General features: G+C 52.1%; 12 protein-coding genes. 9 read left to right on the top strand and 3 right to left on the bottom strand.

Annotated features, from left to right (window positions below):
• The first annotated feature begins 84 nt into the window (after positions 1-84).
• Positions 85-1,263: a D-xylose utilization transcriptional activator XylR gene (xylR, locus tag ACLJNW_RS16915; RefSeq protein ID WP_000459824.1), complete on the top strand. Its 1,179-nt coding sequence runs from the start codon at positions 85-87 to the stop codon at positions 1,261-1,263.
• Positions 1,264-1,323: 60 nt separating this feature from the next.
• Here xylR and ACLJNW_RS16910 read toward each other — a convergent pair whose 3' ends face one another.
• On the bottom strand, positions 1,324-2,148 hold the full coding sequence (locus ACLJNW_RS16910) for a protein bax (protein WP_001575119.1): 825 nt from the start codon (positions 2,146-2,148) through the stop codon (positions 1,324-1,326).
• Between the two features lie 315 nt (positions 2,149-2,463).
• Between ACLJNW_RS16910 and ACLJNW_RS16905 the strand changes: the two genes are divergently transcribed.
• Both ACLJNW_RS16905 and avtA read left to right on the top strand, forming a co-directional pair.
• On the top strand, positions 2,464-4,491 hold the full coding sequence (locus ACLJNW_RS16905; RefSeq protein ID WP_023204153.1) for an alpha-amylase: 2,028 nt from the start codon (positions 2,464-2,466) through the stop codon (positions 4,489-4,491).
• A 173-nt stretch (positions 4,492-4,664) separates the two neighbouring features.
• Entirely contained in the window at positions 4,665-5,915 is a 1,251-nt protein-coding gene (gene avtA / locus ACLJNW_RS16900) for a valine--pyruvate transaminase (RefSeq protein WP_000144381.1), read from the top strand.
• Positions 5,916-5,951: 36 nt separating this feature from the next.
• Here avtA and ACLJNW_RS16895 read toward each other — a convergent pair whose 3' ends face one another.
• Positions 5,952-6,425, bottom strand: coding sequence for a 4Fe-4S dicluster domain-containing protein (locus tag ACLJNW_RS16895; RefSeq protein ID WP_017466039.1), 474 nt, complete (start codon positions 6,423-6,425; stop codon positions 5,952-5,954).
• 116 nt (positions 6,426-6,541) lie between these two features.
• On the bottom strand, positions 6,542-7,342 hold the full coding sequence (yiaJ, locus tag ACLJNW_RS16890; RefSeq protein WP_000081338.1) for an IclR family transcriptional regulator YiaJ: 801 nt from the start codon (positions 7,340-7,342) through the stop codon (positions 6,542-6,544).
• 229 nt (positions 7,343-7,571) lie between these two features.
• Here yiaJ and yiaK point away from each other — a divergent pair, with 229 nt between their 5' ends.
• From yiaK to yiaO, 6 genes are all read left to right on the top strand, one after another.
• Positions 7,572-8,570 carry a 3-dehydro-L-gulonate 2-dehydrogenase gene (gene yiaK / locus ACLJNW_RS16885; protein WP_000861183.1) on the top strand — a complete coding sequence of 333 codons (999 nt, stop codon included), beginning with the start codon at positions 7,572-7,574 and terminating at the stop codon, positions 8,568-8,570.
• Positions 8,571-8,581: 11 nt separating this feature from the next.
• Complete coding sequence (locus tag ACLJNW_RS16880) at positions 8,582-9,046, top strand: YhcH/YjgK/YiaL family protein (RefSeq protein WP_023204154.1); 465 nt, start codon at positions 8,582-8,584, stop codon at positions 9,044-9,046.
• A 23-nt stretch (positions 9,047-9,069) separates the two neighbouring features.
• Positions 9,070-10,002 carry a DUF4862 family protein gene (locus ACLJNW_RS16875; RefSeq protein WP_023204155.1) on the top strand — a complete coding sequence of 311 codons (933 nt, stop codon included), beginning with the start codon at positions 9,070-9,072 and terminating at the stop codon, positions 10,000-10,002.
• A gap of 138 nt (positions 10,003-10,140) precedes the next feature.
• Entirely contained in the window at positions 10,141-10,614 is a 474-nt protein-coding gene (gene yiaM / locus ACLJNW_RS16870) for a 2,3-diketo-L-gulonate TRAP transporter small permease YiaM (RefSeq protein WP_000832316.1), read from the top strand.
• A gap of 2 nt (positions 10,615-10,616) precedes the next feature.
• Entirely contained in the window at positions 10,617-11,894 is a 1,278-nt protein-coding gene (gene yiaN, locus ACLJNW_RS16865; RefSeq protein WP_000301822.1) for a 2,3-diketo-L-gulonate TRAP transporter large permease YiaN, read from the top strand.
• Between the two features lie 11 nt (positions 11,895-11,905).
• Positions 11,906-12,892: a 2,3-diketo-L-gulonate TRAP transporter substrate-binding protein YiaO gene (gene yiaO, locus ACLJNW_RS16860; RefSeq protein ID WP_000766341.1), complete on the top strand. Its 987-nt coding sequence runs from the start codon at positions 11,906-11,908 to the stop codon at positions 12,890-12,892.
• The last annotated feature ends 1 nt before the right edge of the window (position 12,893 follow it).

Below are 12,893 nucleotides of genomic sequence, written 5' to 3'. Positions count from 1 at the left end.
ATTTGTCATCATTCGCCAGACCGTTATGTCAGCCGTTTTGATAGTATCCATGAGTCCAGGTTCACTTTTGCAGGATATATCCTCATGTTTGATAAACGTCACCGCATCACTCTGTTATTTAACGCGAATAAAGCCTATGACCGTCAGGTAGTGGAGGGGGTGGGTGAATATTTACAAGCCTCGCAATCCGAATGGGATATATTTATTGAGGAAGATTTCCGTGCCCGTATCGATAACATTAAAGAGTGGTTAGGCGACGGCGTTATTGCCGATTACGATGATGACGATATCGCGCAATTATTGGCCGATGTCGACGTACCCATTGTCGGGGTCGGCGGTTCTTACCATCTTGCTGAAAATTATCCCGCCGTTCATTACATCGCCACCGATAATCATGCGCTCGTTGAAAGCGCTTTCCTGCATTTAAAAGAAAAAGGCGTTAACCGCTTCGCGTTTTACGGTTTGCCCGACTCCAGCCGCAAACATTGGGCGGCGGAACGGGAATACGCCTTTCGCCAGCTGGTCGCCGAGGAAAAATACCGCGGCGTAGTCTATCAGGGGCTGGAAACCGCGCCGGAAAACTGGCAGCACGCGCAAAATCGCCTCGCCGACTGGCTTCAGACGCTGCCGCCGCAAACCGGCATCATTGCCGTAACGGATGCCCGCGCCCGTCACGTATTGCAGGCCTGTGAACACCTGCATATTCCGGTGCCGGAAAAACTTTGCGTTATCGGTATTGATAACGAAGAGTTAACCCGTTATCTGTCGCGCGTCGCGCTTTCCTCCGTCGCGCAGGGGGCGCGGCAAATGGGCTATCAGGCGGCGAAGCTGCTGCACCGTTTGCTGGCGCGCGAAGAGATGCCGTTACAGCGCATTCTGGTGCCGCCGGTGCGCGTCATTGCGCGCCGCTCGACAGACTATCGCTCCCTGACCGATCCGGCGGTTATCCAGGCGATGCACTTTATTCGTAACCATGCCTGTAAGGGCATTAAAGTCGAGCAAGTGCTGGACGCGGTTGGGATTTCACGTTCAAACCTGGAAAAACGTTTTAAGGAAGAAGTTGGCGAGACGATACATGCGCTGATCCACGCCGAAAAGCTGGAAAAAGCGCGTAGTTTGTTGATTTCCACCACGTTGGCGATAAACGAAATTTCGCAAATGTGCGGCTACCCGTCACTGCAATATTTCTATTCGGTGTTTAAAAAGGAGTACGTCACTACGCCTAAGGAGTATCGCGACCAGCATAGTGAAGCGTTGTTGTAGTTTATCCAGCCTACAGACGCCTTGTAAGCCGGATAGCGTAGCGCCATCCGGCACACAGAATTACATATGCGCGGCGATCAGACGCTGGTTGTCCTGGTACATCGCGAACAAGTAGTTGTTATAGCGCGACCCCTGGGTAGAGTAACCCTTCAGCTTATGAATCATCGCCGTAGCGGTGACTTCCTGATCCGCCTTACGCAGTTGGGCGCGCGACTTGCGGAAAGAAGAATAAGCCGGATGCGTGTTCAGGTTGGCGACATACGCGCTCACCGACTCCTCAACCGACGCGAATTGCGAGTAACCTTTCACCTTACCTGGCGTATTGGTACAACGCCCTTTCGTGCACTTCATGCCGAACAGGTTATTGTTGCTACGCGCCAGTTTAGAGGTTCCCCAGCCGCTTTCCGCCGCCGCCATCGTCGCCACCATGCTGGTGGGAATAATGTCGACGCGCTCCAGCAACGTATTCCACGGAATACGACGCGTGTTGCCGGACCAGCTCACTTTATAGCGCTTCGCGATATCTTTCATACGCGCGCGTTCAGACGGCGACCAGCGGTTCTGGTACTGTTTTGAGATCAGCCAATTACGGTCCGCGGTAATCGCGGCATTTTGGCTGGTGATGTAAGGCATAACGGTCCGGAGAAACGCTTTTTTTCTGGGGGTTCCGGAAGGGTATTTTCGCAAATCAGGAAGTGAACTGCTCTTTGCACTATTGCGAGAATACTCTTGTTTACTGCTAACCTGTTTATAACTTGTCTCGGTTATGTGGGACTTTTGACTCGTTTGTGTTGCGTGCGTCTTTGCCAGCACCTCACCCGAAAATGCGATGGTGAGTAACATAAGAATCATTGCCCCATATCGTCGCATGGGAGTCAATATCATTAGGTCTCCTGGTCGGATTGATACATTCCAACACCTTTTATTTTTCACGAAGTTAAGGTTTGAACCCCAAATTCTAGCAAAAATAGGCTTAAAAAGCACCTCAGGGAATAGTCTTAATCCGAAACTATGTCAAGTATTAACGATAACAGGCAGCAATAATGCCAATATAATGTGGTGCTTATCGCAAATAGAGGCGTTTTTTTGCGCCTCGTCGCTCACCCTCGCACCTCCTCCTGCGCGACTCTCTGCTGGGGAGGAGTTCATTCGCCTAAAAACCAAGCAAGCTGATGAATATTGCCCACAAAGGATAGCGTGATGAAACTTGCCGCCTTCGCTCTGACGCTGATACCCGGTATCGCGATCGCCTCATCATGGACCTCACCCGGTTTTCCGACGTTCTCGACGCAGGAAACCGGGCGCTTTACCAGCCATGCTGCATTAACAAAAGGTACACGCGCGTTAACGCTCCATATTGACCAGCAGTGCTGGCAGCCCTCCGGCGCCATAAAACTCAACCAAATGTTGTCGTTAAAACCCTGCGAAGGCGCGCCACCGCAATGGCGTTTGTTTAAAGATGGCGACTATACGATAACGGTAGATACCCGCTCCGGTACGCCGACCCTGTTGTTATCGATAAAAACTGAACCTGAGCGCACCGCGCAGCTCGCCTACCAGTGTCCCGTCTGGGATGGTTCGCCGCTCACGCTGGATGTTCGCCAGACCTTTCCGGAAGGGACGGTAGTGCGCGATTATTACAGTGGTCAAACCGATACCGTCCAAAACGGGCAAATCACGCTGCAACCTGCCGACAGCCACGGGCTTTTATTGCTGGAACGCGCGGAAACCCATGCGTCAGCGCCTTTTAACTGGCGCAACGCCACCGTTTATTTTGTGCTTACGGATCGCTTTCGCAATGGCGATCCAACCAATGACCACAGCTATGGTCGCCATAAGGATGGTATGCAAGAGATTGGCACTTTCCACGGCGGCGATTTGCGTGGGTTGACGAGTCAACTGGACTATCTACAGCAATTAGGCGTGAACGCCTTGTGGATAAGCTCGCCGTTTGAACAGATCCACGGCTGGGTCGGCGGCGGGACAAAAGGCGATTTTCCTCATTACGCCTATCACGGCTATTACACTCAGGACTGGACGACACTGGATGCCAACATGGGCAGCGAAGCCGATCTCCGCGCACTGGTCGACGGCGCGCACCAGCGCGGCATCCGTATTTTATTTGACGTAGTAATGAATCATGCCGGTTACGCCACGCTGGCGGATATGCAGGAGTATCAGTTCGGCGCGCTCTATTTATCCGGCGCGGAACGGCAAAAAATTCTCGGCGATCGCTGGACAAACTGGCGACCCACCGCCGGACAAAGCTGGCACAGCTTTAACGACTACATCAACTTCAGCGACAGCGCCGCCTGGGAAAAATGGTGGGGGAAAAAGTGGATTCGTACCGATATTGGCGACTACGACAGTCCGGGATTTGACGATTTAACCCTGTCGCTGGCCTTCCTGCCGGATATAAAAACGGAATCTACCACGCCTTCCGGTCTACCCGCGTTCTATGCCAACAAACCCGATACTAAAGCAAAGTTCATTGAAGGCTATACGCCACGGGATTATCTGACTCACTGGTTAAGCCAGTGGGTGCATGATTACGGCATTGACGGGTTCCGGGTCGATACTGCCAAAAACGTTGAGCTTCCTGCCTGGCAACAGCTAAAAACCCAGGCCAGCGCAGCGTTACGTGAATGGAAGCAGACCAATCCGGACAAAGCGCTGGATAATAGCCCGTTCTGGATGACTGGCGAAGCGTGGGGCCACGGCGTCATGAAAAGTGATTATTATCGCTATGGTTTCGACGCGATGATCAATTTTGATTATCAGGAGCAGGCGGCGAAAGCGGTCGATTGCCTGGCGGAAATGGGGCCAGTCTGGCAGCAGATGGCGGATAAAATGCAGGATTTCAACGTATTAAGTTACCTCTCCTCGCATGATACGCGCCTTTTCCGTGAGGGCGGTGATAAGGCGGCGGAACTGCTGCTGCTTTCGCCGGGCGCGGTGCAGATCTTTTACGGCGATGAATCCGCTCGTCCCTTCGGCCCCACCGGCTCCGACCCGCTGCAAGGCACCCGTTCAGATATGAACTGGCAGGACGTGAGCGGAAAGTCAGCCGCAGCCGTCGCGCACTGGCAGCGTATTAGCCAGTTCCGCGCCAGACATCCCGCCATCGGCGCAGGCCAACAAACCACGCTGACGCTAAAACACGGGTACGGTTTTGTACGCCAGTACGGCGACGATACGGTGATGGTCGTCTGGGCGGGCCGCCGCTAATCGTGGCGCTACCGGTCTCCTCGCGTACCGGTAGCCCCTTCAAAATAAAAAACTAACCTGATAAAAATTTGTAGCATAAAACATCAATACCACCGCCTGACCCCCATTTGCGCCCCGCCATTTGTAGCGTTATGGTTATCCACTTTGACAGACAGTTCGATAGATCACCCGTTATGACATTTTCACTTTTCGGCGATAAATTTACCCGCCATTCAGGCATTACCCGCCTGATGGAGGATCTCAACGACGGCTTACGCACGCCAGGCGCCATCATGCTTGGCGGCGGTAACCCGGCACACATCCCTGCAATGCAGGATTATTTCCAGACGCTACTGACAGATATGGTAGAAAGCGGCAAAGCCGCTGATGCGCTTTGTAATTATGACGGTCCCCAGGGAAAAACGGCGCTACTGAATGCACTGGCCGTACTGCTACGTGAAACGCTGGGATGGGATATCGAACCACAGAATATTGCGCTGACAAATGGCAGTCAGAGCGCGTTTTTCTACTTATTTAATCTCTTCGCCGGACGTCGCGCCGACGGCAGTACGAAAAAGGTACTATTCCCGCTTGCGCCGGAATACATCGGCTATGCGGATTCCGGTCTGGAAGACGACCTCTTCGTTTCGGCGCGCCCGAATATTGAGCTGCTGCCGGAAGGCCAGTTTAAGTATCACGTCGATTTTGAGCATCTGCACATCGGCGAAGAAACGGGGATGATTTGCGTCTCGCGCCCGACCAACCCAACCGGTAACGTTATCACCGACGAAGAGCTGATGAAGCTGGACAGACTGGCGAATCAGCACAACATCCCACTGGTGATTGATAACGCTTACGGCGTACCGTTTCCGGGCATTATCTTTAGCGAGGCGCGCCCGCTGTGGAACCCCAATATTATCCTATGCATGAGCCTCTCGAAGCTGGGGCTGCCCGGTTCCCGCTGCGGGATTATCATCGCCAATGATAAGACGATTACCGCCATTGCCAACATGAACGGCATCATCAGCCTTGCGCCTGGCGGCATGGGTCCGGCGATGATGTGCGAAATGATTAAGCGTAACGATCTGCTGCGGCTGTCGGAAACGGTTATCAAACCTTTCTACTATCAGCGCGTTCAACAGACGATCGCGATCATTCGTCGCTATTTATCCGAAGAACGCTGCCTGATTCATAAACCGGAAGGCGCAATATTTTTGTGGCTGTGGTTTAAAGATCTGCCGATTACCACCGAGCTACTCTATCAACGCTTGAAAGCGCGCGGCGTGCTGATGGTGCCAGGCCACTATTTCTTTCCCGGACTGGATAAACCCTGGCCGCATACACACCAGTGTATGCGGATGAACTACGTGCCTGAACCGGACAAAATCGAGGCGGGCGTAAAAATTCTGGCAGAAGAGATAGAACGCGCCTGGCGTGAAGGCTGACGGTTATTCCGGCCATCATGCAGGCCGGAACGACATTCAGAAAGGTTGAGAATAGAGGCGCTGGCGCTGCACGTGTGCTGCGTCAACGCACTGTAACGCACTGGTCGGGCAGGCTTCCACGCACGCCGGCCCCGCTTCCCGATGCCAGCAAAGATCGCATTTAATCGCCTGCGCGCCTGACGCGGACGTCACCACGGTCATCGCACCAAACGGGCAAGCCAGCATACAGCTTTTACAACCAATGCAGCGCGATGGCGTCACGAAGATATGCCCCCGATCACGGCGAATCGCCTGTACCGGGCAGACATTCGCGCACGGCGCGTCCTCACACTGATGGCAGACCGTGGCCGTGGTGAAGCTATCCTCTTTTATCACCCGGATACGCGGCACAAAGTCCGCCGTCGTCACCGCCGCGCTATTCTGCTGTTCCTGGTGCGACACCACGCAGGCGACCTCGCAGGTACGACACCCGATACACGCCGACGCATCCGCCATAATAAACCGGTTCATTGTTCTCCCCCTGCGTTAAAACGCCAGAATGCCAGAGAGCCATTCCCCGCCGCTTTGATCCCACTACGCAAACGGACAAATTTTGTCAGATGCCTGATAAAACCTGGCGAGCTGTCTTATTCGCGAACGGTAAATCCCAGCTCATTAGAGATAGCCTGTGCGGTTTCACGCAACGGTTTGAGCAGATTTTTCTCGCCGATCTGTTTTAGCCGTGACGTCGACAGTGAAATAGAAATGGCGTAAGGCACTCGATGGTGAATATCAAACACAGGCACAGCAATACAGGAGACGCCCAGTTCATTTTCTTCGCGGTCCATCGCCATGCTGGTTTCACGAATTTGCGCCAGCTCATCGTACATTGCTGGTAAATCGGTAATGGTATTACGAGTCAGCGGCTGGATCTGATCTTTATGGCTTTCCCAGTAAGACGCCACATAATCCGGCTGACCAAACGCCATATAAATTTTCCCCATCGCCGAGCAGTACAGCGGCATATGCTGGCCAATGTAGGCACGCGTGCGCAGCATACCGGTGGTCGGTTCCAGCTTATAAATCAGGATAGCGTGATCATCTTCACGGCTGGAAAAATTCACCGTCTCGCCGGTGGCCAGGTTGAGCGCCTCAAGGTGCGGTGCCGCAACGTGGATGATATTCAGCGATGACAGGGCTTTTTGGCCGACGGCAATAAACTTTGTCGTCAGACGGTAGCTCCCGGCCGCCGGCGCTGGCGTCACATATCCGCAGGATTGAAGCCCCTGCAACAAACGATGGACGGTACTCTTGTTCAACCCCGCCAGCTCCGACAGGTGCGCCAGTGGGCAACCGTTCGGGTAGTTACTCAAAATTTCTATCAACATCAGGCCACGAAACAGGCTCTGACTCCCCGCAGGCTTCTCTTTATCGTTGTTCTGGCTCATCAGAAAACTCTCTCCTTTCTTGGGCGATCAGATGGTAGCTCAAAGTGTGTTGCAGTTCACGATATCAGCATAAAAAACATAAGCCGATGATTTTAATCCTTTTTAAAAACCTTCTCTGGCGTTGCCATGTCAATTTTTGATCTATATATTTGGAACTACATTTCGCATTATGAAATTTATCGACAAAAAAACATACTAAATTTTCTAACAATCGACCAGGAGAACAGGGATGAAAGTAGCTTTCGAAGAGTTAAAAGGGGCCTTCTACCGCGTCTTGCGGTCGCGGAATATTGCGGAAGATACCGCCGACGAGTGCGCGGAAATGTTCGCTCGCACCACCGAGTCCGGTGTCTATTCCCACGGCGTGAACCGTTTTCCCCGCTTCATCCAGCAACTGGATAACGGCGACATTATTCCTGATGCTAAACCGCAGCGAGTTACCAGCCTCGGCGCCATCGAACAGTGGGATGCTCAGCGCGCTATCGGCAACCTGACGGCGAAAAAGATGATGGACCGGGCCATCGAGCTGGCTTCCGATCATGGTATTGGCCTGGTGGCGTTACGTAATGCTAACCACTGGATGCGCGGCGGCAGCTACGGCTGGCAGGCGGCGGAAAAAGGCTATATCGGCATTTGCTGGACCAACTCCATCGCCGTCATGCCGCCGTGGGGGGCGAAAGAGTGCCGTATCGGTACCAATCCGCTGATCGTCGCCATCCCGTCTACGCCGATCACGATGGTGGATATGTCGATGTCGATGTTCTCCTACGGAATGTTAGAAGTTAACCGTCTGGCGGGCCGCGAACTGCCGGTGGATGGCGGTTTCGACGATAACGGTCAGTTGACCAAAGAACCGGGCGTTATCGAGAAAAATCGCCGCATTTTACCAATGGGTTACTGGAAAGGATCTGGTCTGTCGATTGTGCTGGACATGATTGCCACCCTGCTTTCTAACGGTTCTTCCGTTGCCGAAGTGACCCAGGAAAACAGCGATGAGTATGGCGTCTCACAGATTTTCATCGCCATAGAAGTGGATAAGCTGATCGATGGCGCAACCCGCGATGCCAAACTGCAGCGGATTATGGATTTCATCACCACTGCTGAACGCGCCGACGACAACGTCGCGATTCGGCTGCCCGGCCACGAATTTACCAAACTGCTGGATGACAACCGCCGTCACGGTATCACCATTGACGACAGCGTCTGGGCCAAAATTCAGGCGCTGTAAGGAGCCACATCATGATTTTTGGACATATTGCGCAGCCTAATCCGTGCCGGCTACCGTCGGCCATAGAGCAGGCGCTCGATTTCCTGCGCAATACGGACTTTCGCACGCTGGAACCTGGCGTAGTGGAAATCGACGGCCAAAATATCTTCGCGCAGATTATCGATATGACCACCCGCGATGCTGCTGAAAATCGTCCGGAAGTCCATCGCCGCTATCTGGATATTCAGTTTCTGGCATGGGGCGAAGAGACAATTGGGGTTGCCATTGATACCGGTAATAATCAAATCAGCGAGTCATTATTAGAACAGCGCGATATTATTTTTTATCACGACAGTGAACATGAATCATTCATTGAAATGATACCGGGAAGTTATGCCCTGTTTTTCCCGCAGGATGTTCATCGTCCCGGTTGTAATAAAAGCATTGCTACGCCGATACGGAAAATAGTCGTAAAAGTCGCCATAGACGTTTTATAAAATAGAGTTTACTGGAGCACAAAATGAAAAATAATACCGGTTATATTATCGGTGCGTACCCTTGTGCACCCTCATTTCACCAGAAGAGTGAAGAGGAAGAGACGGAATTCTGGCGGCAACTCTCTGATACTCCGGATATCCGGGGGCTGGAGCAGCCTTGTCTTGAACATCTTCACCCGCTCGGCGACGAGTGGTTATTGCGCCATACACCAGGGAACTGGCAAATCGTGGTCACCGCGATAATGGAAACCATGCGTCGCCGTAGCGAAAACGGCGGTTTTGGATTAGCGTCCAGTGACGAGGAACAGCGTAAAGCCTGCGTGGAGTACTATCGTCATCTGCATCAGAAGATCAATAAAATCAATGGGAACAATACCGGCAAAGTCATAGCCCTTGGGCTTCATGCCGCTCCTCTGGCGGGCAATCCGAACGTGGCGCAGGCAACCGACGCCTTTGCGCGCTCATTAAAAGAGATTGCCAACTGGGACTGGTCCTGCGACCTGGTGCTTGAACACTGCGACGCGATGACCGGCCCCGCACCGCGCAAAGGATTCTTACCGTTGGTAAACGTACTGGAAACTATTGCCGACTATGACATAAGCGTCTGCATTAACTGGGCGCGCTCCGCTATTGAAGGGCGGGATACCTCTCTACCGCTGATCCACACGCAGCAGGCCAAACAGGCTGGAAAACTCGGGGCGCTGATGTTCTCCGGTACAACGCTGGATGGAGAATACGGCGAATGGCAGGACCTCCATGCTCCGTTTGCACCTTTCTGTCCACAAAGTCTGATGACGGAGAAACATGTTAAAGAACTCATTACCGCCGCCGCTCCCGAACTGTTGCAGTTTACCGGTATTAAATTGTTGGAAATCAATGCCAGTGCCGATATTAATCACCGCATAAATATATTACGCAATGGTATTAACATAATGAAAAAGGCCACACGCCGCTAACCTGAATTAAACATCATCACCTTAATTCTCGGCCTGCAACTCAACGTTGCGCCGACCTAATATAAACCAAACATAAGAAATTAAGTTCCACTATTCAGCATCGAAAGAGATAAGTTTCTATAACCTGATGGAGTCGTTATGAAGCGGGTACTTGAGGGCATACTTGCGGTATTAATTGCCGTACTTTCCTGCATTGTATTTATTAATGTTATTTTACGTTACGGTTTTGAGAGCAGTATTTTGTCGGTAGATGAACTATCACGTTATCTATTTGTATGGCTGACGTTTATTGGCGCCATCGTTGCATTTATGGATAACGCTCACGTTCAGGTCACTTTTGTGGTGGAAAAACTTTCGCCAGCGAATCAGCGTCGTCTCTCGCTGCTGACGCATTCGCTGATTTTATTGTTATGCCTCGCATTAGGCTGGGGCAGCCTGCAAAAAGCGTTGCAGGACTGGAGCGATCACTCGCCAATCCTCGGTTTACCGATCGGCCTGATGTATATCGCCTGTCTGCCCACAAGCGTTGCCATCGCGTTAATCGAGCTGCGTCGGCTTTATCACTTAATAACGCGTAACGATTCCTTTCAACAACCACAGCAAGGAGCCTAATCATGGCCGTGGTGATATTTCTCTGCTGCCTGCTCGGCGGGATCGCGATAGGTTTACCCATCGCCTGGTCGCTGCTGCTTTGCGGCGCTGCTCTGATGGCATACCTGGATATGTTTGACGTGCAGATTATGGCGCAAACCCTGGTTAACGGCGCGGACAGTTTCTCCCTGCTGGCTATTCCCTTTTTTGTTTTGGCCGGTGAAATCATGAACGCGGGCGGCCTGTCAAAGCGAATTGTCGACCTGCCGATGAAGCTGGTCGGCCATAAACCCGGCGGCCTGGGCTACGTGGGTGTTATTGCGGCAATGATTATGGCCAGCCTTTCCGGCTCTGCGGTAGCAGATACCGCTGCGGTCGCCGCGCTGCTGGTGCCGATGATGCGCTCCGCAAACTACCCGATCAACCGCTCCGTTGGGTTAATCGCTTCCGGCGGGATCATTGCGCCAATTATTCCACCCTCGATTCCTTTTATTATCTTCGGCGTTTCCAGCGGCTTGTCGATCAGCAAGCTGTTTATGGCCGGGATCGCACCGGGCATCATGATGGGCGCGGCGCTTATGCTCACCTGGTGGTGGCAGGCCGGGCGATTAAATCTCCCTTCTCAGCCTAAAGCAACACCGCGTGAAATCTGGCAATCATTGGTTTCAGGTATCTGGGCGCTGTTTTTACCGGTGATTATCATCGGCGGCTTCCGTTCCGGACTTTTCACGCCAACGGAGGCAGGGGCGGTTGCCGCGTTTTACGCCCTCTTTGTCGCCGTGGTTATCTATCGGGAATTAACGTTTTCCAGTCTCTACCACGTGCTGGTCAATGCCGCCAAAACGACGTCAGTCGTCATGTTTCTGGTAGCCGCGGCTCAGGTATCCGCCTGGCTGATTACGATCGCGGAATTACCCATGATGGTGTCAGATTTGCTGCAGCCGCTGGTCGACTCTCCGCGACTCTTATTTATCGTCATTATGATCTCAATTATGGTCGTCGGTATGGTGATGGACTTAACGCCAACGGTGTTAATTCTTACCCCTGTATTATTGCCATTAGTTAAAGAAGCCAATATTGACCCGATTTATTTCGGCGTCATGTTCATTATTAACTGCTCTATTGGATTAATCACACCGCCCGTTGGCAACGTCCTCAACGTTATTTCCGGGGTAGCAAAATTGAAATTTGATGACGCGGTAAGAGGCGTATTCCCTTACGTTGTCGTACTGATGTCGCTGCTGGTTTTATTTATTTTTATTCCCGAGCTAATTATCACACCGCTTAAATGGATTAATTAAAGGATAATATTATGAAATTACACGTTATTGCTCGTTCATTATTGATAGCTGGTCTGACGGTTTTCAGCGTGTCGTCTCTGGCGGCGCAATCTTTACGTTTTGGTTATGAAACACCGCAAACTGACTCCCAACATATTGCCGCGAAAAAATTTAACGAATTATTAAAAGAAAAAACCAACGGCGAATTAACGCTAAAACTCTTTCCTGACAGCACATTAGGTAACGCCCAGGCAATGATCAGCGGGGTGCGCGGCGGAACCATTGATATGGAAATGTCCGGTTCGAACAATTTCACCGGCCTGGCCCCTGTATTCAACTTACTTGATGTCCCCTTCCTGTTTCGCGATACCGCGCATGCGCATAAAACGCTCGACGGCAAAGTCGGCGATGAACTGAAAAAATCACTCGATTCAAAAGGGTTAAAAGTCCTCGCCTACTGGGAAAACGGCTGGCGCGACGTCACCAACTCCCGCGCGCCGGTAAAAACGCCGGGCGATTTGAAAGGCTTAAAAATCCGCACTAACAACAGCCCAATGAATATCGCGGCCTTTAAAATCTTCGGCGCGAACCCTATTCCGATGCCGTTCTCCGAAGTCTATACCGGCCTCGAAACCCGTACGATTGATGCCCAGGAACACCCTATCAACGTCGTGTGGTCAGCGAAATTCTATGAGGTACAGAAATACCTCTCCCTCACTCATCACGCCTATTCGCCTCTGCTGCTGGTGATCAATAAAGCCAAATTCGACGCTTTAAGCCCGCAGCTCCAGGAGGCACTGCTGAGTTCCGCTAAAGAAGCGGGTGACTACCAGCGCAAACTGGTCGCCGAAGATCAGCAAAAAATTATCGATGGCATGAAAGAAGCCGGAGTTGAAGTCCTGACCGATATCGACCGTAAAGCCTTCAGCGATGCGCTGGGCAGCCAGGTGCGCGATATGTTCCTGAAAGACAACCCGCAGGGCGCTGACCTCCTGAAAGCCGTGGACGAGGTGCAATAAG

It is taken from the genome of Salmonella sp. SAL4457, assembly GCF_046548235.1.
GTDB lineage: Bacteria > Pseudomonadota > Gammaproteobacteria > Enterobacterales > Enterobacteriaceae > Salmonella > Salmonella enterica.
This window is presented reverse-complemented; position numbering and strand designations above follow the sequence as displayed.

Bases quoted from the DNA above. Each gene is read 5' to 3' on its own strand.
- xylR (WP_000459824.1), top strand. From the start codon at position 85: ATGTTTGATAAACGTCACCGCATCACTCTGTTATTTAACGCGAATAAA.
- ACLJNW_RS16910 (WP_001575119.1), bottom strand. From the start codon at position 2,148: ATGATATTGACTCCCATGCGACGATATGGGGCAATGATTCTTATGTTA.
- ACLJNW_RS16905 (WP_023204153.1), top strand. From the start codon at position 2,464: ATGAAACTTGCCGCCTTCGCTCTGACGCTGATACCCGGTATCGCGATC.
- avtA (WP_000144381.1), top strand. From the start codon at position 4,665: ATGACATTTTCACTTTTCGGCGATAAATTTACCCGCCATTCAGGCATT.
- ACLJNW_RS16895 (WP_017466039.1), bottom strand. From the start codon at position 6,425: ATGAACCGGTTTATTATGGCGGATGCGTCGGCGTGTATCGGGTGTCGT.
- yiaJ (WP_000081338.1), bottom strand. From the start codon at position 7,342: ATGAGCCAGAACAACGATAAAGAGAAGCCTGCGGGGAGTCAGAGCCTG.
- yiaK (WP_000861183.1), top strand. From the start codon at position 7,572: ATGAAAGTAGCTTTCGAAGAGTTAAAAGGGGCCTTCTACCGCGTCTTG.
- ACLJNW_RS16880 (WP_023204154.1), top strand. From the start codon at position 8,582: ATGATTTTTGGACATATTGCGCAGCCTAATCCGTGCCGGCTACCGTCG.
- ACLJNW_RS16875 (WP_023204155.1), top strand. From the start codon at position 9,070: ATGAAAAATAATACCGGTTATATTATCGGTGCGTACCCTTGTGCACCC.
- yiaM (WP_000832316.1), top strand. From the start codon at position 10,141: ATGAAGCGGGTACTTGAGGGCATACTTGCGGTATTAATTGCCGTACTT.
- yiaN (WP_000301822.1), top strand. From the start codon at position 10,617: ATGGCCGTGGTGATATTTCTCTGCTGCCTGCTCGGCGGGATCGCGATA.
- yiaO (WP_000766341.1), top strand. From the start codon at position 11,906: ATGAAATTACACGTTATTGCTCGTTCATTATTGATAGCTGGTCTGACG.